The organism is Paracoccus liaowanqingii, assembly GCF_004683865.2.
Taxonomy (GTDB): Bacteria; Pseudomonadota; Alphaproteobacteria; order Rhodobacterales; family Rhodobacteraceae; genus Paracoccus; species Paracoccus liaowanqingii.
This window is the reverse complement of record NZ_CP038439.1, coordinates 405,415-425,789: the sequence shown is the minus strand read 5'-3', so window position 1 is coordinate 425,789 and position 20,375 is coordinate 405,415. Positions and strand designations below refer to the sequence as shown.

Genomic DNA, 20,375 nt, shown 5'->3' with positions numbered 1-20,375 from the left:
CGCGCCGGGCGGTCTTTTGCGTCTTTGCGGGTGGGCTCAGCCCGCCTGGCGCAGGTCGGCGGCCAGCGCGGTCACGTCGCCCTGGCGGCGGGCCAGCATCGCCCCGATCTCGGCGCGTTCGCTGGCCAGCATGTTCACGCCCTCGATGATGATGTTGAAGTAGAGATCCTGCCCCGAGCGGTCGGAGACGTGCCATTCGACCTCCATCGGCGCGCGCCCGTTCAGATGCGCCACCGAGGTCACCGCATAGAAGCTTTTCAACGGCCGCGCGCCCGTCACCTCGATCCGCGAGCCGATGAACTCGCGGAAGCGGGCGCCGTATTTTCGGCCGATATAGCCCTGGAACGCCTGCCGGTAGTCGGCAAGGACCGCCGCATCGGTCTGGCGCGCGGTGGGGCCAAGCGCCGAACGCGCGATCACGTCGACATCGGCGTAGCGGGCGAAGATCGCCTCGAACTCCTGATACATTTGCGCGGCGGGCTGGCCGGAATTGATGACCTGATAGACCTCGCCCAGGGACCGGTCGATCAGCGCCCGCGCGCCGTCGGAATCCAGCGCATGTGCCGGGCGCCACGGCAGCATCACGGCCACGCCCGCGCAGGCCAGCATGCCCAGGAAGGCGCGCCGGTCAGTCCTGATCGGGGTCCATGACCTCGACGTCGTCATAGGGGTCATAATCGTCACGGGTCTCTCCCAGATCAAAGCGGCGGTTCATCAGCCAGATGAGCCGTGTCTGCGCATAGCTATCCGCACTTCCCTGCAGGATGCCATCCACCGTGTCGCCGAACCGCGCCCGATCACCGGCTTTTGAGGCGACGCGCAGGCCGAAGACCGCCCCCGCCTCGGGGCCGTCCAGCAGGTGATAGAGCGGGTCGATCAGCAGGTCGGCCACCTGCCCCACCGCATCGCGCTGCGTCGAGGGGCCCAGCAGCGGCAGTTCCAGGTAGGCGCCCTCGGGGACGCCCCAGACCGCCAGGGTCTGGCCGAAATCGGTGTTGCGCTCGGTCAGGCCGAAGCTGTCGGTGGCCGGATCGAAGATCCCGCCCAGGCCCACGGTCGAGTTCACCGCGAAGCGCGCGAAGTTGGCGCCCGCGTCGCGGGGCCTGCCCTGCAGCAGCCCGTTCACCGACTTGACCGGCAGCGACAGGTTGCGCCCGGCATTGATGACCATCTGCAGTGGCCCGATGGGCGCGTCCGGATCGCGCGGGGCGGTGTCATCGTCGTCGCTGCCCTTCAGGCGATTGGCGACGGGGCCGATCACGCGGGCGTCCAGTCCCTTGTTGAAGGCGTGGACGCGGCGGTTCTGCGCCTCATAGGGGTCGTTGATGGTGATGCCGTCCCGCTGGACGGGGGCCGAGGCGCAGCCCGCCGCGACGAGGGCCGTCAAGGCCAGGGCGAAAACCGGGAAAAGCGGGCGGCGGATCGGGCGCAAGGGTTTTCCTAACCATTCCATGCAAGGGTGGTGGTGGGCTGGCATCGGCCCTTGGCGGTGATATGGTCGTGGCTCAAACGAGGCAAGCCCCGGTTGCGGGGCAGATGGGCGTGGTGGATGAGCAAGGGCGGCAACTTTCCCGAGGGCGAGCGCGAACTGCGCGCCGCACGGGCCACCGGCTGGCGGCTGTTCCTGGCCGTGGCGGTATTTTCTGCGGTGGTGAACCTGCTCATGCTGACCGGGCCGCTGTTCATGCTGCAGGTCTATGACCGCGTGCTGGCCTCGCGCAGCGTCGAGACGCTGACCGCGCTGTTCGTGCTGGTGGTGTTCCTGTTCGCGCTGATGGGGGCGATCGACCTGATTCGCAACCGCGTGATGGGCCGGATCGCCGCGCGCTTCCAGGACCGGATGGAGGGGCGGGTCTTCAACGCCGCCCTGCGCGAGGGCGCGCTGCGCGGCGACGAATCGGCGGCCACCGCCGGGGGCATGCGCGACCTGGATTCGGTGCAGCGGCTGCTGGCCTCGCCGGTCATGCTGGCCTTCTTCGACCTGCCGTGGGCGCCGCTGTTCCTGGGCGCGATCTTCATCTTCCATCCGATCCTGGGGATCGTGGCCACGGTGGGCGGGCTGATCCTGGTGGCCACCACCATCCTGAACCGCGTGCTGACGCGGGCACCGCTGCAGGGCTCGGTCCAGGCCGGGGGGCAGGCGCAGCGCATGGCCGATCTGTACCGCGACGAGGGCGAGGTGATCGGCGCGCTTGGCATGCGGGGGGCGACCTTCGACCGCTGGCGGGTGGCACGGGCGCAGGCGCAGGACAGCTCGGTCCAGGCGGGCGATCTGTCGGCGGGGTTCAGCGTCTTCTCGCGCACCTTCCGGCTGTTCCTGCAAAGCGCCATGCTGGCCGCCGGGGCCTGGCTGGTGCTGCGCCAGGAACTGACGCCGGGCGCGATGATCGCCAGCTCGATCGTGATGGGCCGGGCGCTGGCGCCGGTCGACCAGCTGGTCGGCGGCTGGCCCAATGTGCAGGCCGCGCAGGACGGATGGGCTCGGCTGGCCGGGCTTCTGTCCCGCCAGCCGGCCGAGGTGCCGCGCACGCCCCTGCCCCGCCCCGAGGCGCGGCTGGAGGTGCGCAACCTGACCGTCGCCCCCCCGGGCGAGGGGCAGGCCACGCTGCGCGCCGTCAGCTTCGGCGTGGCGCCCGGCACCGCGCTTGGGGTGATCGGGCCGTCGGGCGCGGGGAAATCCACGCTGGCCCGGGCGCTGATCGGCGCCTGGCCCGCGGGCGGCGGCAGCATCCGGCTTGGCGGGGCGACGCTGGACCAGTACCACCCCGACGTGCTGGGCAGCCTGATCGGCTATCTGCCCCAGCAGGTCACCCTGTTCGACGGCACCATCGCGGAAAACATCGCCCGCCTGTCGGACAACCCGGATTCGGACCGCGTGGTCCGCGCGGCCCGCGCCGCCGCCGCCCACCAGATGATCCTGGACCTGCCGCAGGGCTATGACACGCGCATCAGCCAGACCGCCGGGCGCCTGTCGGGCGGGCAGATCCAGCGGATCGGCCTGGCCCGCGCGCTCTATCCCGATCCGGTGATGCTGGTCCTGGACGAGCCGAACTCGAACCTGGACAACCTGGGCTCGGATGCGCTGAACGCGGCGATCCGGCGGCTGAAGGCGCAGGGCGGCGCGGTCATCATCATGGCCCACCGCCCCGCCGCGATCAACGAATGCGAAAACCTGCTGGTGCTGGAGGGCGGCCTGCGTCGCGCCTTCGGACCGCGCGACAAGGTGCTGGAACAGATGGTACAGAACTCGGCCCAGATCCGGCAGGCGCAAAGCGCGGGCCAGGGCGGGGGCATCGCATGAGCGGCCCCGCGAAGACCGCCTCGGGCGATCAGCGCTGGCCGGTGCGCGGGCCGATCCTGGCGGGGATCATCGCCGTCGTGGTGCTGGTGGGCGGCTTCACCATCTGGGCGGTGGCGACGCGCATCTCGGGCGCCGTGGTGGCCACGGGCCAGGTCGAGGTCGAGCAGCAGCGCCAGGTCGTCCAGCATCCCGATGGCGGGGTCGTGTCGAGCATCGCGGTGTCCGAGGGCGCGGCGGTCGCGGCGGGCGATCTGCTGCTGGCGCTGGACGGCACGCTGCTGCGCACCGAACACACCATCGTCGAGGGCCAGTACTTCGAGATCCTCGCCCGCCGCGGCCGGCTGGAGGCCGAGCGCGGCGACGCGCAGGAGATCACCTTCCCCGAGGAGCTGGTGACCACCGCGGCCGAGATGCCCGCGCTGACCGACCTGATCGCGGGCCAGACCAGCCTGTTCCGCACCCGCCTGGACACGCTGCGCCAGTCGCGCGACCAGCTGTCCAAGCAGTCCGAGCAGATCGATTCCGAGATCGACGGCATCGACGCGCAGATCACCGCGCTGGCCCGGCAGCGCGAGCTGATCGGCCGCGAGCTGACCGACCAGCAGAGCCTGCTGGACCGGGGCCTGGCGCAGGCCAGCCGCGTGCTGGCGCTGCAGCGCGAGGCGGCGCGGATGGATGGCGAGCTGGGATCGCTGCAGGCCGCCCGCGCCTCGGCCGCCAGCCGCCAGACCGAGCTGGAGATCCAGCGCCTGCGCCTGGCCGGGGAACGCCGCGAGCAGGCCGAGACCGAGCTGCGCGACCAGGGCTATCGCGAGCTGGAGCTGGCCGAACGCCGCCGCAGCCTGTCCGAACAGCTGGACCGGCTGGAGATCCGGGCCCCGGTCTCGGGGATCGTCTACAACATGCAGGTGACGACGCCGCGATCCGTGATCCGGCCCGCCGATCCGCTGCTGTACCTGATCCCGCAGGACCGGCCCCTGGTCATCGGCGCGCGCATCGCCACGATCAACATCGACGAGGTGCAGCTGGGCCAGCCCGTCGTGCTGCGCTTTTCGGCCTTCTCGTCGCGCACCACGCCCGAGATCGACGGCCGGCTGGACCGCATCTCGGCCGATGCGCTGATCGACGAGGCGACGCGGACGCCCTATTACCGGGCCGAGGTGTCGATCCCGCCGGACGAGCTGGAAAAGCTGGGCACGCTGGCCTTGGTCCCCGGCATGCCGGTCGAGGTCTATATCCAGACCGGCGACCGCAGCCCGATGGCCTATCTGGTCAAGCCGCTGACCGATTACTTCAACCGCGCCTTCCGCGAAAGCTGATCCCGGCCCGGGGGCTGCGCCGAAAAGAGCGTCGCCCCGAGGCTGCGTGCATTGCCATCGCGCCCGACCTGTCGCAGCCTGAGGGCTGCACAGGAGGAGGAACGAGATGCTGAGAATACTGGCCCGGCCCGCGACGCGGTTGATGGAGCGATGGCTGCCCGACGCCTTCATCTTCGTGATCGTGCTGACGCTGATCGCGGCGCTGGCCGCGATGCTGACGCAGGGCACCGACCCGGCCTCGCTGGTCGAGATGTGGGGCAACGGTTTCTGGGAGCTGCTGTCATTCGCCATGCAGATGCTGCTGGTGCTGGTCACGGGCTACATCCTGGCCTCGTCGCCGCCGGTGCGGCGGGTGCTGGCGCGGCTGGCCGGGCTGGCCCGCTCGCGCGGCGGGGCGATCCTTCTGGTCAGCGTGGTCTCGCTGGCGGCCAGTTGGATCAACTGGGGCTTCGGGCTGGTGGTGGGCGCGATCTTCGCGCGCGAGATCGCCCGGCAGGTGCAGGTCGATTACCGGCTGCTGGTGGCGGCGGCCTATTCGGGCTTCGTCGTCTGGCATGGCGGGCTGTCGGGATCCATTCCGCTGACGGTGGCCACGCCGGGGCATTTCACCGAGAGCCAGATCGGCGTCATCGCGACCTCCGACACGATCTTTTCCGGCTGGAACCTGCTGATCGTCGCCGCGCTGTTCATCGCCGTGCCGCTGGTCAACCGCCTGATGCTGCCCCTGGAGCACGAGCAGGTGCTGATCGACCCGGCGAAGCTGCGCGACGCGCCCCCCGAGCCGCGCAGCGCCCGCCCCACCCCCGCCGAGTGGCTGGAGACCAGCCCGATCCTGATGCTGCTGATCGGCATCCCGGGGCTGGCCTGGCTGCTGCTGCATTTCCTGGGCGGCGGCGCGCTGAACCTGAACGTGGTGAACTTCCTGTTCCTGTTCCTTGGCATCCTCTGCCACGGCACGCCGCGCAGCCTGCTGGCCGCGCTGGACGATGCGGTGCGCGGCGGTGCGGGGATCGTGATCCAGTTCCCCTTCTATGCGGGCATCATGGCGATCATGGTCGAGAGCGGGCTGGCCGCCAGCCTGTCGCAATGGTTCGTGTCGATCTCGACCGCCGAGACGCTGCCCTTCTGGAGCTTCATCTCGGCAGGGATCGTGAACATCTTCGTGCCCTCGGGCGGGGGACAATGGGCGGTGCAGGCGCCGGTCATGCTGCCCGCCGCCGAGGCGCTTGGCGCCGATGTCGCGAAAGTGGTGATGGGCGTGGCTTGGGGCGACGCCTGGACGAACCTGTTGCAGCCCTTCTGGGCGCTGCCGATGCTGGGCATCGCCGGGCTGAAGGCCCGCGACATCATGGGGTTCTGCGTGATCCACCTGGTGGTGGTCGGCGCGGTCGTGGGCTTGGTGCTGTATGTGATCTGAGGGGGAAGGCGGGGGGCGCTTCGCCTGGAGGCTGGGGGCGCTTCGCCCCCCAGACCCCCCGAGGATATTTTCATGAAGAAGAAAGGGGTCCGGAGGAGACGGAGGAGCCTTCGGGGCTATTTCTTGCGGCGGCGCTTGGTGGCGCGCTTGACCTCGGCCAGGCGCGACTTGACGGCCATGGCGCGGGGGCCGCGACCGCGGGTCTTGGCGCCGGGGCCGCGCGGCAGGGTGCGGCCCTCGAGTTCCAGCAGGTCCAGCACCAGCCCGCCGGTCAGAGGCAGCGCCTCGGCCAGCCGCACGGTGACGCGCTGGCCGATGCCGATTTCCAGACCCGTATCACTGCCGACCAGGGTGCGGGCGTCGGGGTCGTAGTGGAAATACTCCTGGCCGATGGCGCGGATGGGCAGGAGCCCGTCGGCGCCGGTCTCGTCCAGCTTGACGAAGGCGCCGAACTTCTGGACGCCGCTGATGCGGCCGGTCATCTCGGTGCCCACGCGCTCGGACAGGAAGGCGGCGAGGTAGCGGTCGGTCGTGTCGCGTTCGGCGGCCATGGAGCGCCGCTCGGTCTCGCTGATGTGGATCGCCGTTTCGGGCAGGCGCTCGACCTCGTCATGGCTGAGCCCGTCCTTGCCCCAGCCATGGCCGCTGATCAGGGCGCGGTGCACGATCAGGTCGGCATAGCGGCGGATGGGCGAGGTGAAATGCGCGTAACTTTTCAGCGACAGGCCGAAATGGCCGTAATTCTCGGGGTGGTAGTAGGCCTGGGTCATCGAGCGCAGGGTCGAGATGTTGATCAGCTCGTCGAAATCGGTGCCCTCGGCCTGGGCCAGCAGCCGGTTCAGCTGGCTGGTGTGCAGCACCTGCCCCTTGGCCAGCGTGAAGCCCGAGGCCTGGGCCACCTCGCGCAGCGCGTCCATCTTGTCGAGGCTGGGCTCCTCGTGGACGCGGAACAGGAGCGGTCGCTGGCGTTTCGACAGTTCCTCGGCGGCGGCGACATTGGCCAGCACCATGAACTCCTCGATCAGCTTGTGCGCCTCGAGCCGCTCGCGGAAGGCCACGGCCTTGACCCGGCCCTCGGGGGTCAGTTCGATCCGGCGTTCGGGCAGGTCCAGGTCCAGCGGCTGGCGGCGCTCACGCGCGCCCTTCAGCAGGGCATAGGCATGCCAGAGGGGGCGGATCACCGCGTCCATCAGGGGGGCGGTCTGGTCGTCGGGCGTGCCGTCGGCGGCGGCCTGCGCCTGTTCATAGGCCAGGCTGGCGCGGCTGTTCATCATCGCGCGGTGGAAGCGGTGGCCGGTCTTGTTGCCCTGCGCGTCCAGCCGCATCTCGACCGCGATCACTGGGCGGTCGACGCCCTCGTGCAGCGAACAGAGATCGGCCGACAGCGCCTCGGGCAGCATCGGCACCACGCGGTCGGGGAAATAGGTCGAGTTGCCGCGCCCCCAGGCCTCGCGGTCCAGCGCCGAGCCGGTGCGGACGTAATGGGCGACATCGGCGATGGCCACCCAGATCGAGGCGCCGCCATCCTCCTCGACCACGGCCGCCACGGCGTCGTCATGGTCGCGCGCGTCCGAGGGGTCGATGGTGACCAGCGGCAGGGCGCGCAGGTCGTCGCGGCCCTTCATGGTGGCGGGCTGGGCCGCCTCGGCCTCGGCCAGGGCCTTGTCGGGGAAATGGTCGGGGATGCCGTGCTGGTGGATGGCGATCAGGCTGACGGCGCGCGGGGCGGAAGGGTCGCCCAGACGCTCGATGATGCGGGCATAGGGCAAGCCCATGCGGGCGCGGGGACCGGCCTGTTCGGCCTGCACCAGCTCGCCGTTCTCGGCGCCAAGCGTGGCGTCGGCGCGAATGCGCCATTCGCGGTCCTGGCCCTTGTCGACGGGCAGGATGCGCCCGCCCTCGCTGTCCTTGCGGAAGATGCCGGTGATGCGGTTGGGGCTGGCGGTGATGCGGCGGATCAGCCGCGCCTCGTATTGGTGATCCTCGCCCAAGGTCGGGATCAGGCGGCCGAGGAAGCGGTCGCCGCGCCCGAGCGCGGGGTCGGACTTGCGCGGCACGAAGAGGATGCGGGGCGCCGGCCCCTCGCCGCTGGCCTCGAGCGGGCGGGCGAAGAGGTCGCCCGATCCGTCGGGCGCCAGCAGTTCCAGCACCGTGACGGGGGGCAGCTTCTCGGCGTCCAGATAGTGGCGGCGGCGGCGTTCCAGCTGGCCCTCGGCCTCCAGCTCCTTCAGCAGGCGCTTCAGCTCGATGCGGGCGGCGCCCTTGATGCCGAAGGCCTTGGCGATGTCGCGCTTGGAATTGGCGTCCGGGTGTTCGGCCACCCATTCGAGGATCTGGGCCTTGCTGGGGATCTGGGTCATGCGGGGGTCACTTCAGGTTCAGGGTCATGTCGCGATGAGGGATGCCCGCGTCGTCATAGACCGGCCCTTGGGCGACAAAGCCAAGTTTTTCATAAAATCCGATGGCATGGGTTTGCGAGCCGAGCCGCGCCTGCACCATGCCCCGGTCGCGCAGCACGTCCAGCGCCGCGCGGATCAGCGCCGCGCCAAGGCCGGTGCCCCGCTGATCGGCCAGGACGCAGACGCGGCCGATCTTGCCGGTGTCGCCCTTGATCAGCAGCCGGGCCGAACCCACGGGCCGGTCGCCGTCGCGCGCCAGCAGATGAATGGCGGCGGCATCCTGATCGTCCATCTCGTCCGCCTCGGGCACGCCCTGTTCGTCGATGAAGACGGTGCGGCGCAGCGCGTGGCAGGCGGCCAGATCGCGGGTCTCCTCGATGATCATTCGAAATATCTTTCCAGAATCCGCTGGTAAATGGTTTTCAGCTGGCGGACCTGCTGGGCGGGCACGCGTTCGTTCACCTGATGCATGTGGGCACCGACCAGCCCGAATTCCACCACCGGGCAGTGATCCTTGACGAAACGCGCGTCCGAGGTCCCGCCCGAGGTGGACAGGACCGGCTGGCGGTTGGTTTCCTGCTGGACGACGCCGCGCACCAGATCGACGAAGGCGCCGGGTTCAGTCAGGAACGCCTCGCCCGAGATTTCGGCGCTGACGGTCAGGGCGACGCCGGTCTCGGCCGCGATCCGGTCGGCATGGGCGCGCAGCGTATCGGTCAGCGAGGCGCCGGTATGCAGGTCGTTGAAGCGGATGTTGACGATGGCCCGCGCGGCTTCGGGGATGACGTTCGAAGCCGGATTGCCGCAATCGATCGAGGTGATCTGCAGCCCCGTGGGATCGAAATGGTCCGTGCCCTGATCCAGCGGTTCGGCGGTCAGCTCGGCCAGCATCCGGGTCAGCGCATGCAGCGGGTTCTTGGCACGATGCGGATAGGCGGCATGGCCCTGCACGCCTTTCGCGGCGATGCGGAAGGTCACGGATCCGCGCCGCCCGATCTTCATCATCTCGCCCATCACCTCGGGATTGGACGGCTCGCCCACGATGCAGGCATCCATGCGCTCGCCATGCGCGGCCATCCAGTCGAGGATGGCGATGGTGCCGTCGCGGGACGGGCCTTCCTCGTCCCCGGTGATGGTCAGGATCACCGCACCGTCGGGCGGCGTGTCGCGCACAAAGTCGATGGCGGCGGTGACAAAGGCCGCGACGCCCGATTTCATGTCGGTCGCACCGCGTCCCCAGATCACGTCATCGGCGTCCCAATGGCCCGAAAAGGGCGGATGGGTCCATGACCCCAGATCGCCTGGCGGCACTACATCGGTATGGCCGTTGAACCCGATGGTCCGCGCGCCCCTAGCCCCCCACCGCGCGAACAGGTTCGAGGTGCCGTTGCGATCCACCCGGTGGCAGTCGAAGCCCGCCGCCGTCAGCTCATCCTCCAGCAGGACCAGCGCGCCGCCCTCTTCGGGGGTGACCGAGGGGCAGCGGATCAGGCGGGCGGTCAGGTCGGCGGCGTCCAGCATCTTACAGGCTCCAGATTTCAAAGGCGCGACGGATCAGGTTCAGCCCCGTCAGGATCAGCAGCACCAGCGTCCAGCGCCGAAACTGCCCCACATCCAGCCGGTCCTGCAAGGCAAAGCCCGCCATCATCCCCGCGAAGGCCGGGATGCACAGCACCAGCGACAGGGGAACGGTGGCGGCGTTCAGCAGGCCCGACACCAGATGCGCCCCGGTCAGCACCACCGCGCCGATCAGAAAGACCACGCCCTGCACCCGCACCTGTTCGCGCTTTTCGGTGCCGATGGACAGCAGATAAACGATCAGCGGCGGCCCCCAGATGCCCGAAATGCCGCCGTAAAGGCCCCCGATCACGCCCGACCACCCCTCGGCACGTCGCTGGTGACGCAGGTTCAGCACCAGGGGCCGCTCTGACAATTGCAACAGCGCGAACAGCGTGATGGGCACGCCCAGGGCCGCGTACATCAGCCATTGCGGAAACATCGTGACGAATCCCGCCGAGACGCAGATGAAGATCGCGACCATGGCGATATGCAGCCGGAACTTGACCGCCGAGGCCACCGCCTCGGCCCGCCCGTCGCGCACCGCCTGCTGGATATTGGTGAACAGCGTCGGCAGGATCATCGCCGCCAGCGCCACCGGCGCAGGCATGATCGACCCGAAGGCCGAGGCCATGATCATCGGCATGGCAAAGCCCAGGGCACCCTTCACGAACCCCGCAAAGGCGGTGATCCCGAAGGCCGCCACGAATTGCCAGGGCTCCAGTCCGAACATGGGGGCACGCTAGCCGCGCCGCCGGGAAAGGAAAAGGCCGCTTCGACAGGGGCTGCCGGTCGCCTCGGGGGTCGATTGACGCTTGCGACATATTGCATCGCGGCAGGATGCCCGCGCGCATAATTATTGCGCTGCGGGTGCGAAGGCGCTACCCATGCTGCAACGCCGCAAAAGGACGAATCGATGAAAGACCTGCAGCCCCGGGCCGAGACGGTCCTGTCCGAGATCGACACGCTTCTGGCCTCTGCCACCGCCGCCCTGCGCGAGAGGGCCGCGCCCTCGGGCCGCGTCGATCCCGCCCTGCTGGAACGCCACCAGCATGCCGCCCACGCCCTGTCCTGGCTGGCCACCTATGTCGAGGCGCTGCGCCAGCTTCACGCCTGGTCGACCCGCGTCGACGGCCCGATGGAGGCGCTGATCGCGCAGATCGGCATGGGCGAATACCTGACGCAGATCGCCGGCGGCATCCCGATGAGCCAGACGGAATTCGCCCGCCTGTCCGACCTGGGGATCGACTGGCAGCCCTCGGACGACGCGCGCGCGCTGATGGCCGGCAATTCCGCCGAGGCGCGGGCCCAGCTGGCTGCCCTGATCGCCGACAACCGCGGCGCGGCGACCTTCGGCGCCTCGGGCCTGGACGAGGATCTGGAGATGATCCGCGACCAGTTCCGCCGCTGGACCGAGGACAAGGTCACCCCCCACGCCCATGGCTGGCACCTGCGCGACGAGCTGATCCCGATGGCCATCATCGAGGAACTGGCCGAGCTGGGCGTCTTCGGCCTGACCATCCCCGAGGAGTTCGGGGGCCTGGGCATGTCCAAGGCCGCGATGGTCGTCGTGTCCGAGGAACTCTCGCGCGGCTATATCGGGGTGGGCAGCCTGGGCACCCGCAGCGAGATCGCGGCCGAGCTGATCCTCTGCGGCGGCACCGAGGCGCAGAAGGCCCAGTGGCTGCCCCGGCTGGCCAGCGGAGAAACCCTGCCGACGGCGGTGTTCACCGAGCCCAATACCGGCAGCGACCTGGGCGCGCTGCGCACCCGCGCGGTGCCCGAGGGAGATGACTGGCGCATCACCGGCAACAAGACCTGGATCACCCACGCCGCGCGCACCCATGTGATGACGCTGCTGGCCCGCACCGAACCGGGCACGGACGACTATCGCGGGCTGTCGATGTTTCTGGCCGAGAAGACCCCCGGGACCGATGCCGACCCCTTCCCGACCCAAGGCATGACCGGCGGCGAGATCGAGGTGCTGGGCTATCGCGGCATGAAGGAATACGAGCTGGCCTTCGACGGCTTTGCCGTCGCGGGAGCGAACCTTTTGGGCGGCGTGACCGGCCAGGGCTTCAAGCAGCTGATGCAGACCTTCGAATCGGCGCGCATCCAGACGGCGGCCCGCGCGATCGGCGTGGCGCAGAACGCGCTGGAACTGGGGCTGGCCTATGCGCTGGACCGCAAGCAGTTCGGCAAGCCCCTGGCCGCCTTCCCCCGCGTGGCCGACAAGCTGGCGCTGATGGCCGTGGAAATCACCATCGCGCGGCAGTTGACTTATTTCAGTGCGTGGGAAAAAGATCACGGTCACCGCTGCGACGTGCAGGCCGGAATGGCCAAGCTGCTGGGCGCCCGCGTGGCCTGGTCTGCGGCGGACAATGCCCTGCAGATCCACGGGGGCAACGGTTTCGCGCTGGAATACCAGATCAGCCGCGTGCTCTGCGACGCCCGGATCCTCAACATCTTCGAGGGTGCGGCCGAGATCCAGGCCCAGGTCATCGCGCGGCGCCTTCTGGAATGATGCGCCCGCGGGCTGGATCGGGCGGACAAATGGCGCTAGACCACGTCAGTTCCGCCCGATCCACGCCCGCATGTCCGCCCAAGGAGCCTGCCCCATGTCCCTCTCGATCCGCCCCGCCTTCGCCGCCGCCCTGGCCGTCCTGAGCCTCGCCGCCTGCGAGACGACGCCCGCCGGCGACCCGATGGGCGGCATCCCGGCCAACGACTACGTGCTGGTCGGCATCGGCAACGGCACCGTGCCCCTGCGCAACATCACCCTGACCACCCGGCCCGAGGGCGTGTCGGGCCGCGGCCCCTGCAACGGCTATGCTGCGACGAACACCGTCCCCCTGCCCGCCGTGGCCTTCGAGCCGCTGCAGACCTCGGGCGTGACCGGCTGCGCAGACAGCGCGATCGAGCAGCGCTATTTCGACGCCCTGCAGCAGGCGACCGAGATGGAATATTACGGCGGCGTGCTGCGCATCAAGGGCCCGACCTGGCTGATCTTCGAAAGCGGCCGCCCGGCCGACCAGACCACAGACGCCCTCTCGGCCGCCCGCGGCAACCAGTAAGCCCCCCGCGGGCCAGAACCCCGGCGCGCCCGCTTTCATCTTGGTCCAAATATCCCGGGGGGCCGCGGCACGCGGCGGGGGCAGCGCCCCCTCCCAAGGCCGGGAAATCAGGACCGCAGAAGCCGCCGCATCAGCCGCCCCCGGGCCGCGGGCAGCATCCGGCCCACCAGCTCGGCCGCCACCCGATGCTCCAGGAAATGCCCGGTGATGGCCAGCCCCTCGGCCAGCCCGTTGCCGCGATTGTCCCCCGCCCCGCCCATCAGCCCGGGCAAAGGCAGCAGACGGTCGGCCCAGTCCCCCGCGCCGGCCCGGCTGACCGCCCGGCCCGATTTCGGGCTGACATAGGCCAGCCCCTCTGTCCCGCCGGTCACTGCGCAGGCCGACAGGTCCAGCCCGAAGCCCATCTCGTCCAGAAGCAGCATCTCCCAGTCCAGATAGGCGGGCGGCCAGTCCGCCCCCGCCTCGATCAGGTCCAGCAACGCCTCGGTCCGCGCGACCAGCCGGGGATGGGGATCGCGCTCGGGCAGCACGAAGACCAGCAGCGCGCAGACCGCGTTCAGCCCCGCCAGCGCCGCCGGGTCGGCCATCAGGCCCGCGCGCATCCGCAGCGGCTCGGCGGTGAAGCTGCCCAGCTGGTCGGCCTGCCGCGCGCGCCAGCGCAGCGACAGCCGCGCGCCCGGCTGCAGCATCGCCGCGCGCTTCTGCGAGGCCCCGCCGGGCACCACGCCCGCATGGCGCCCGTGTTCCAGCGTCAGCACGTCGATGATCACCGCCGTCTCGCCATGCGGGCGCCGCGCGATCACCGTGCCCTCGGCCTGCCACTCCACCGCCTAGCCGGGATCGGGCAGGGTCAGGGCGCCCTCGGGGGAGAGCGGCCAGAAGGGATTGCAGGCGATCTCCCAGACATGGCCGTCGGGATCGGCCAGATAGCCGGAATAGCCGCCCCAGAAGACCTTCTCGGGACGCTTGAGGCAGCTCGCCCCGGCCCCAAGCGCCAGGTCGAAGACCGCGTCCACCTCGGCCTCGCCGTCGCAATTCTGCGCCAAGGTGACGGCGCCGGTTCCAAGCGGCGCGCCGGGGCGGCCCTGGTCCTTGGCCAGTTCGGCCAGCGGGAACAGCGCCAGCGCCGCGCCCTGCATCTGGTAGAAGGTCACGCCGGGCTGCGATTCGGCATGGGGCTGCCAGCCCCAGCCCGCATAGAAGCGGCCCGCGCGGTCCAGATCGGCCACGCCGAGGGTGATCAGGGTGACGCGTTGCCGGGGATGGGTCATGGCCGTTCCTTCCTGCAGGCTGGGATGTGTCGGGCTGGCAGGCCTCAGGCTGGCACGCGGCGCGCGGTCCCGCAAGCGCGCCCTACTGCATGCGCCGCGCGGCCAGCTCGCGCCGGTCGCGGCGGCGCTGGCCCGCCTGCCGGACCAGCGTCACCGAATAGATCACCAGCGCCGCCCAGATCATCGGGAAGGCGATCAGCCGGGCGCCGTCGAAGGGCTCTCCGAAGATCAGCACGGCGCAGAGGAAGATCATCGTCGGCGCGATGTATTGCAGGATTCCGATGGTCGACAGGCGGATCAGCTTGGCGCCATTGGCGTAGAACAGCAGCGGGATGGCGGTGATCGGCCCGCAGCCGATCAGCAGCAGCGTCTGGCCCCAGCCCCCCGAGGTGAAATGCGCCTGCCCCTGCGCGGCCTGCCAGATCAGGAAACCGGCGGCGAAGGGGGCCAGCAGCAGCACCTCCAGCGTGAAGCCCTGGTTGGGGCCAAGCGGCAGGCTTTTCTTGCAATAGGCATAGAACCCCCAGGACAGGGTCAGGCCGATGGCCACCAGCGGCAGGCTGCCCGCCTGCATCGTCAGGATGATCACCGCCGCCGCCGCCAGCGCGATGGCGGCGAACTGCCCGCGCGTCAGCCGTTCCTTGAGCAGCGTCGCGCCCAGGAACACGCTGAACAGCGGGTTGATGTAATAGCCGAGCGCCGCGTCCAGCGCCTGGTCGTTGGCGATCGACCAGACATAGATCAGCCAGTTGACCGAGATCAGCATCGCCGTCAGCGCCGCCATCGCCACCAGGCGCGGCTGGCGCAGGGCCTGACCCACCTCGGCGGCGCGGCCCTGCCAGATCAGCACGGCGGCGGCGATGGGCAGCGACCACAGGATGCGGTGGGCGATGATCTCGGCCGCGGGCAGATGCGCCAGCGCCTTCATGTAGATGGGAAGGAACCCCCACATCGCATAGGCGGCGATGGCGAAGACAAGCCCCTTGGGCGAATCAGTCTGGGGGATGCTCATGGCAGATGCATATTCTGCAATGAGCATCCCGGCCAGAGGTCAGTAAAGCCCGTCCTGGTCCAGCAGCGTGGTGCCGTCGCGGCTTTCGATCTCGACCACCCACAGGTCGCGGTCGCGGTCGCGCTGGCGGGCGATGGCGGCGTCGATGTCGCGCTCAGGGCCCCGGACCGCGGCGACCCAGGGGCGGGTGTCGCTGTCCATGTCCCATTCGCGCATCCACAGCGCCGCGGTGCCGTCCAGATGCGCGCATTTGACCGCGATGGCGCCGGCGGTGTCGTCGCCGCGCGCCAGCACATAGGCGGGGATGTTGGCCTGCGCCAGCCGCGCCCGGTAGGCCGCGACCCAGAGATGCGCGGCCAGCCGGGCTTCGGTCACGAACGGCCTTCGTCGCCGTCGCGGAAGTTCAGGCCGATCTCGTCATAGCGTTCGGCCTCGTTCTCCCAGTTCTCGCGGACGCGGACCTGCAGGAACAGGTGGACGCGGCGGCCCATGAACTCCTCCAGCTCCACGCGCGAGGCCTGGCCCACGGCCTTGATCGTCTCGCCGCCCTTGCCCAGCACGATGCCCTTGTGGCCTTGGCGGGCGACATAGACGACCTGCTCGATCCGCGCGGAGCCGTCGGTCTTCTCCTCCCAGCCTTCGGTCTCCACCGTCAGCTGGTAGGGGATCTCCTCGTGCAGGCGCAGGGTCAGCTTCTCGCGGGTGATCTCGGCGGCGATCATGCGCATGGGCAGGTCGGCGATCTGGTCTTCCGGGTACAGCCACGGGCTTTCGGGCAGGGTCTTGGCCAGCCAGCCGCGCAACTGCTGGCAGCCATGACCCTTCATGGCCGAGATCATGAAGGTCTCGGCGAAGGGATAGGCCTCGTTCAGCTTCTGCGACAGGGCCAGCAGTTCCTCGGCCTTGACGCGGTCGATCTTGTTGATGATCAGCGCGACGGGGGTGCCGCGGCCCAGCTGCACCAGCTGGTCCAGGATCGCCTGCGTGCCGTCGGTCAGGCCGCGATGCGCCTCGATCAGCACCAGCACGATATCGGCGTCCGAGGCCCCGCCCCAGGCTGCCGCGACCATGCTGCGGTCCAGGCGGCGGCGCGGGCGGAAGATGCCCGGCGTGTCGACGAAGACGATCTGCGCGGGTCCGTGCATCGCGATGCCCCGGATCCGGGCGCGGGTGGTCTGCACCTTGTGGGTCACGATGCTAACCTTGGCGCCGACCATCTGGTTCAGAAGCGTCGACTTGCCCGCGTTGGGCTCGCCGATCAGGGCCACAAAGCCCGCGCGGGTGGGCTGGTCGCCCTGCGGCGCGGCGGGGGTGGCGCCGATCTCCTCGGGGGTGTCGTCCTCGGGGCCGGTGTCGTCGGAGGCGGTCTCGTCGGTCATGTGGTCTGTCCTTCCAGGCGGTCCAGCAGCGCTTGCGCGGCGGCCTGTTCGATGCTGCGCTTGGTGCCCGTGCCTTGGGCCTGCGCGTGGCGGCCGTCTTCCAGCCGCACGGTGATCAGGAAGACCGGCGCGTGGTCGGGACCGCTGCGCTCGGTCTGCTCGTAGACGGGGGGCGGCATGCCCTGGGCCTGCGCCCATTCCTGCAGGGCGGTCTTGGCGTCGCGGCTGTCATGGGCCACCTGCGCCAGGCGCGGGCCCCAGTGGCGCAGCACGACGGCGCGGGCGGCCTCGAACCCCGCATCCAGATAGACGGCGGCCAGCACGGCCTCCATCGCGTCGGCCAGCAGCGCCTCCTTGCGGCGCCCGCCCGACAGCATCTCGGACCGACCCAGCTTCAGCACCTCGCCCAAGGCAAGGTCGCGGGCCACCCCGGCGCAGGTCTCGCCGCGCACCAGCGCGTTGTAGCGCGGTGCCAGCTGCCCCTCGGAGGCGGCGGTGTCTGCCGAGAAGAGCGCCTCGGCCATCACCAGGCCCAGCACGCGGTCGCCCAGGAACTCCAGCCGCTGGTTGTCGGGCCGCGTGACGGAGGCGATCGAGCCATGGGTCAGCGCGCGGATCAGAAGCTCGGGGCGCGCGAAATCGTGCCCCAAGCGGGCCATGAAGGCGCGGATGTCGGCCGAGGGCGTCAATTCACCGCCTTGAAGAAGCGGTCCGCGCGCCACGTCCAGAAATACAGCAGCGAGCTGCCCGCCGAGGAGAACATGATCCGGTCGGCCCGGCCGATCAGGAACTCGGCCGGGACGAAGCCCAGGCCGCCCATCTCGGCGGGAAAGCGGCTGTCCTCGGAATTGTCGCGGTTGTCGCCCATGAAGAAATACTGCCCCTCGGGGACGGTGAAGGTCGGCGTGTCGTCGGCCACCCAGCCATCGACGATGTTGAGCACGTCATGGCTGTTGCCGCCGGGCAGGGTCTCGGTCATGCGCTCCTTGATGCACTCGCCGCCCTGCGCGACGGGATCGTTCACGCAGCGCGGGATCAGGCCCTGCGGGCCCTGCTGGTCCTTCGTCTCGATGAACTCGCCGGCCGGGGTCACCGGGACCGCCTCGCCGTTCATCCACAGCCGGCCGCCGCGCATCTGGATCGTGTCGCCGGGCAGGCCGATGACGCGCTTGATGAAGTCGACGTCGCGGGTCGGGTGGCGGAACACGGCCACGTCGCCGCGCTCGGGCGCGCGTTCCAGCAGCCGCCCCGAGATCGGGCAGAGCGAGAAGGGGCAGGAATGGGCCGAATAGCCGTAGGCCATCTTGTTGACGAAGAGGAAGTCGCCGATCAGCAGCGTGTCCTTCATGCTGCCCGAGGGGATCCAGAAGGGCTGGAAGAACAGCGTGCGGAAGATGCCCGCGATCACCAGCGCCCAGAAGATGGTCTTGACCGTCTCCCAGATGCCGTCCTTTTTCTCGGGCGCAGCCGTTGCCATTCCGCGTGGTCCTTTTGGTTCATGGGCCGGGGTCCGGCATCGCGCAGTCTGCCCGCGCCACCAGCGGGCGCGGTCGTTGGGGGCGTTCATGGTCCGGGCGGCGGGCAAAAGTCAAGCAGGGGCAGGCCCGGGCCGGGCCTCGATCACCACGAAAGCCTGCGCCCAGGGGTGGTCGTCGGTCAGGGTGACATGCACGATGGCGTGATGGCCCGCAGGCGTCATCGCGGCCAGCCGGTCCGCCGCCCAGCCCGTCAGCGCCATGACCGGCTGGCCGGTGGGCAGGTTCGTCACCGCCATGTCGCGCCAGCTGATCCCCATGGCCAGCCCGGTGCCGAGCGCCTTGGAACAGGCCTCCTTCGCGGCCCATCGCTTGGCAAGCGTTCCGGCCTCGTCCTTGCGGCGGGCGGCGCGGGCCAGTTCCGTGGGCGTGAAGACGCGGGTGCGGAAGCGGTCGCCGAAGCGGTCCAGCGTGCCCTGGATCCGCTCGATATTGGCAAGGTCGGTGCCGATGCCCAGGATCATGGTGTGCGTGGCCGGGGGTCGAATCTGGATATTTGAGTGAAGAAGAAGGTCATGCGCGGGCCAGATCCATGCGGCGGCGCATCTCGGCGATGGCGGCGGGCAGGCCGATGAAGACCGATTCCGCGATCAGGAAATGGCCGATGTTCAGCTCGGCCAGTTCGGGAATGGCGGCGATGGGGCCGACCGTGTCGAAGGTCAGACCATGGCCGGCATGGACCTCCAGCCCCAGGCTGGCGGCCAGCGCCGCGCCCTGGCGCAGGGCGTCGAGTTCCGCGTCGCGTTCGGCATGGCGGCCCTCGGTGTCCAGGTCGCAATAGGCGCCGGTATGCAGTTCGACCACGGCGGCGCCGATGCGGGCGCTGGCGCGGATCTGGTCGGGCTGGTGGCCGATGAACAGCGACACGCGGCAGCCCGCCTCCCTGAGCGGCGCGACATAGGCGGCCAGCGCGGCCTCCTGCCCGGCCACGTCGAGCCCGCCCTCGGTCGTGCGTTCCTGGCGCTTCTCGGGGACGATGCAGACGGCATGGGGGCGATGGCGCAGGGCGATGGCCTGCATCTCGGGGGTGGCGGCCATCTCAAAGTTCAGGGGCAGCGTCAGGCGGTCCATCAGCGCGTCGATGTCGGCGTCGGTGATGTGGCGGCGATCCTCGCGCAGATGGGCGGTGATGCCCTGCGCGCCCGCGCCCTCGGCCGCCAGTGCCGCGCGCACGGGGTCGGGCCAGGGGGTGCCCCGGGCGTTCCGGATGGTCGCGACGTGATCGATATTGACGCCAAGGCGCAGCATGGGGTCCCTCCGCTGAATCTGCGCGCAGTCTAGCGGGGGCGCGGGTCGGGCGCCAGTTCGGTCGCCACCGCCCACCAGCCGTTGCGCGCCAGTGCCGCAGCCGCCGCCGCCGCCCGGGAGGCGTCGGGAAAGAGGCCGAAGCAGGTCGCGCCCGATCCCGACATGCGCGCCAGTAGCGCGCCTGAAGCCTCCAGCGCCTGCAGGACATCGGCGATGACCGGGGCCGCGGCGACGGCCGGGGGCTGCAGGTCGTTGCGCGCCGTCCGCAGCCAGCCGATCAGCGCGGGCGCATCGGGGAAGGCCGGGACGGGCGGCAGGGGCGGATTGTTGCGCCGCTCGAGCCTCGCGAAGATCGCGGGCGTGGGCACGGCGACGCCGGGATTGACCAGCATCAGATGCAGGGGCGGCAGGGCGGGCAGCGGGGTCAGCACCTCGCCGATCCCCTGCATGCGGGCGGGGGTGCCGGCCAGGCAGACCGGCACGTCGGCGCCAAGCCGTTCGCTGCGGTCGGGCAGCGGATGGCCCATCCGCGCCAGGCCCCGCAGCACCGCCGCCGCATCGGCCGAGCCGCCGCCGATCCCCGAGGCGACGGGCAGCGCTTTGGTCAGGGTGATCGCGGCCTGCCCGCCCGCCAGCCGCGCGGCGCGCAGGCAGAGGTTGTCCGCATCCGCCGAAAGCCCTGCTGCGAAGGGGCCGTCGATGGTCAGGGACAGCGGTCCGGGGGTCAGTGCGATCCGGTCGCCGATGGCCGCGAAGCAGACCAGCGAATCGATCAGGTGATAGCCGTCGGCCCGCCGTCCGGTGACATGCAGGGCCAGGTTCAGCTTGGCCGGGGCGAACTCGACGATCATGCCGGGGCGGGG

At 70.1% G+C, this 20,375-nt stretch carries 21 protein-coding genes; 5 read left to right on the top strand and 16 right to left on the bottom strand.

What is annotated here, in order from left to right:
- Positions 1-36: 36 nt before the first annotated feature.
- Positions 37-675: an MlaC/ttg2D family ABC transporter substrate-binding protein gene (locus E4191_RS02005; RefSeq protein ID WP_228461473.1), complete on the bottom strand. Its 639-nt coding sequence runs from the start codon at positions 673-675 to the stop codon at positions 37-39.
- Positions 629-1,432 (bottom strand): MlaA family lipoprotein, encoded by an 804-nt coding sequence (locus tag E4191_RS02000; RefSeq protein WP_228461471.1) that lies wholly within the window; start codon positions 1,430-1,432, stop codon positions 629-631. Before E4191_RS02000 ends, E4191_RS02005 begins: the two co-directional genes overlap by 47 nt.
- 117 nt (positions 1,433-1,549) lie before the next feature.
- On the opposite strand from E4191_RS02000, the gene E4191_RS01995 reads away from it, so the two are divergent.
- The 3 genes from E4191_RS01995 (at position 1,550) to E4191_RS01985 (ending at position 6,037) form a co-directional block, all read left to right on the top strand.
- A complete protein-coding gene (locus E4191_RS01995; RefSeq protein ID WP_135311924.1) occupies positions 1,550-3,301 on the top strand; it encodes a type I secretion system permease/ATPase in 1,752 nt (583 codons plus the stop codon).
- A complete protein-coding gene (locus E4191_RS01990; protein WP_135311923.1) occupies positions 3,298-4,620 on the top strand; it encodes an HlyD family type I secretion periplasmic adaptor subunit in 1,323 nt (440 codons plus the stop codon). The genes E4191_RS01995 and E4191_RS01990 overlap by 4 nt, the downstream gene beginning before the upstream one ends.
- 106 nt (positions 4,621-4,726) lie before the next feature.
- Entirely contained in the window at positions 4,727-6,037 is a 1,311-nt protein-coding gene (locus E4191_RS01985) for a short-chain fatty acid transporter (protein ID WP_135311922.1), read from the top strand.
- A gap of 116 nt (positions 6,038-6,153) precedes the next feature.
- Here the strand turns inward: E4191_RS01985 and rnr are convergent, their stop codons facing one another.
- The 4 genes from rnr to E4191_RS01965 are packed head-to-tail and all read right to left on the bottom strand — an operon-like array spanning position 6,154 to position 10,726.
- A complete protein-coding gene (gene rnr, locus E4191_RS01980; RefSeq protein ID WP_135311921.1) occupies positions 6,154-8,397 on the bottom strand; it encodes a ribonuclease R in 2,244 nt (747 codons plus the stop codon).
- Between the two features lie 7 nt (positions 8,398-8,404).
- Positions 8,405-8,821, bottom strand: a complete 417-nt coding sequence (locus tag E4191_RS01975; protein WP_135311920.1) for a GNAT family N-acetyltransferase — start codon at positions 8,819-8,821, stop codon at positions 8,405-8,407.
- On the bottom strand, positions 8,818-9,957 hold the full coding sequence (gene dapE / locus E4191_RS01970; protein ID WP_135311919.1) for a succinyl-diaminopimelate desuccinylase: 1,140 nt from the start codon (positions 9,955-9,957) through the stop codon (positions 8,818-8,820). Before dapE ends, E4191_RS01975 begins: the two co-directional genes overlap by 4 nt.
- A 1-nt stretch (position 9,958) precedes the next feature.
- Positions 9,959-10,726 carry a sulfite exporter TauE/SafE family protein gene (locus E4191_RS01965; RefSeq protein WP_135311918.1) on the bottom strand — a complete coding sequence of 256 codons (768 nt, stop codon included), beginning with the start codon at positions 10,724-10,726 and terminating at the stop codon, positions 9,959-9,961.
- Between the two features lie 183 nt (positions 10,727-10,909).
- Here E4191_RS01965 and E4191_RS01960 point away from each other — a divergent pair, with 183 nt between their 5' ends.
- Together E4191_RS01960 and E4191_RS01955 are read left to right on the top strand one after the other, a co-directional pair.
- Positions 10,910-12,517 carry an acyl-CoA dehydrogenase family protein gene (locus tag E4191_RS01960; protein ID WP_135311917.1) on the top strand — a complete coding sequence of 536 codons (1,608 nt, stop codon included), beginning with the start codon at positions 10,910-10,912 and terminating at the stop codon, positions 12,515-12,517.
- Between the two features lie 94 nt (positions 12,518-12,611).
- On the top strand, positions 12,612-13,067 hold the full coding sequence (locus E4191_RS01955) for an META domain-containing protein (RefSeq protein ID WP_168217487.1): 456 nt from the start codon (positions 12,612-12,614) through the stop codon (positions 13,065-13,067).
- A gap of 107 nt (positions 13,068-13,174) precedes the next feature.
- On the opposite strand, the gene recO is transcribed toward E4191_RS01955, so the two are convergent.
- The 10 genes from recO to E4191_RS01905 form a co-directional block, all read right to left on the bottom strand.
- Entirely contained in the window at positions 13,175-13,894 is a 720-nt protein-coding gene (gene recO / locus E4191_RS01950; RefSeq protein ID WP_135311915.1) for a DNA repair protein RecO, read from the bottom strand.
- Positions 13,895-13,897: 3 nt separating this feature from the next.
- Positions 13,898-14,338: a VOC family protein gene (locus tag E4191_RS01945; protein ID WP_135311914.1), complete on the bottom strand. Its 441-nt coding sequence runs from the start codon at positions 14,336-14,338 to the stop codon at positions 13,898-13,900.
- Positions 14,339-14,420: 82 nt separating this feature from the next.
- On the bottom strand, positions 14,421-15,350 hold the full coding sequence (gene rarD, locus E4191_RS01940) for an EamA family transporter RarD (RefSeq protein WP_135311913.1): 930 nt from the start codon (positions 15,348-15,350) through the stop codon (positions 14,421-14,423).
- A gap of 39 nt (positions 15,351-15,389) precedes the next feature.
- The gene (locus E4191_RS01935) at positions 15,390-15,725 is read right to left on the bottom strand and encodes a DUF1491 family protein (RefSeq protein WP_135311912.1); all 336 of its coding nucleotides are present in this window, start codon (positions 15,723-15,725) and stop codon (positions 15,390-15,392) included.
- Positions 15,722-16,729 carry a GTPase Era gene (era, locus tag E4191_RS01930; RefSeq protein ID WP_135311911.1) on the bottom strand — a complete coding sequence of 336 codons (1,008 nt, stop codon included), beginning with the start codon at positions 16,727-16,729 and terminating at the stop codon, positions 15,722-15,724. The genes E4191_RS01935 and era overlap by 4 nt, the downstream gene beginning before the upstream one ends.
- Positions 16,726-17,388, bottom strand: coding sequence for a ribonuclease III (rnc, locus tag E4191_RS01925; RefSeq protein ID WP_407947056.1), 663 nt, complete (start codon positions 17,386-17,388; stop codon positions 16,726-16,728). The genes era and rnc overlap by 4 nt, the downstream gene beginning before the upstream one ends.
- 26 nt (positions 17,389-17,414) lie before the next feature.
- Positions 17,415-18,206, bottom strand: a complete 792-nt coding sequence (gene lepB / locus E4191_RS01920) for a signal peptidase I (protein WP_135311909.1) — start codon at positions 18,204-18,206, stop codon at positions 17,415-17,417.
- A gap of 111 nt (positions 18,207-18,317) precedes the next feature.
- Positions 18,318-18,728: a holo-ACP synthase gene (gene acpS / locus E4191_RS01915; RefSeq protein ID WP_135311908.1), complete on the bottom strand. Its 411-nt coding sequence runs from the start codon at positions 18,726-18,728 to the stop codon at positions 18,318-18,320.
- A gap of 49 nt (positions 18,729-18,777) precedes the next feature.
- Positions 18,778-19,512, bottom strand: coding sequence for a pyridoxine 5'-phosphate synthase (locus tag E4191_RS01910; RefSeq protein ID WP_135311907.1), 735 nt, complete (start codon positions 19,510-19,512; stop codon positions 18,778-18,780).
- Positions 19,513-19,541: 29 nt separating this feature from the next.
- A complete protein-coding gene (locus tag E4191_RS01905) occupies positions 19,542-20,363 on the bottom strand; it encodes a 4-(cytidine 5'-diphospho)-2-C-methyl-D-erythritol kinase (protein WP_135311906.1) in 822 nt (273 codons plus the stop codon).
- Positions 20,364-20,375 lie beyond the last annotated feature (12 nt).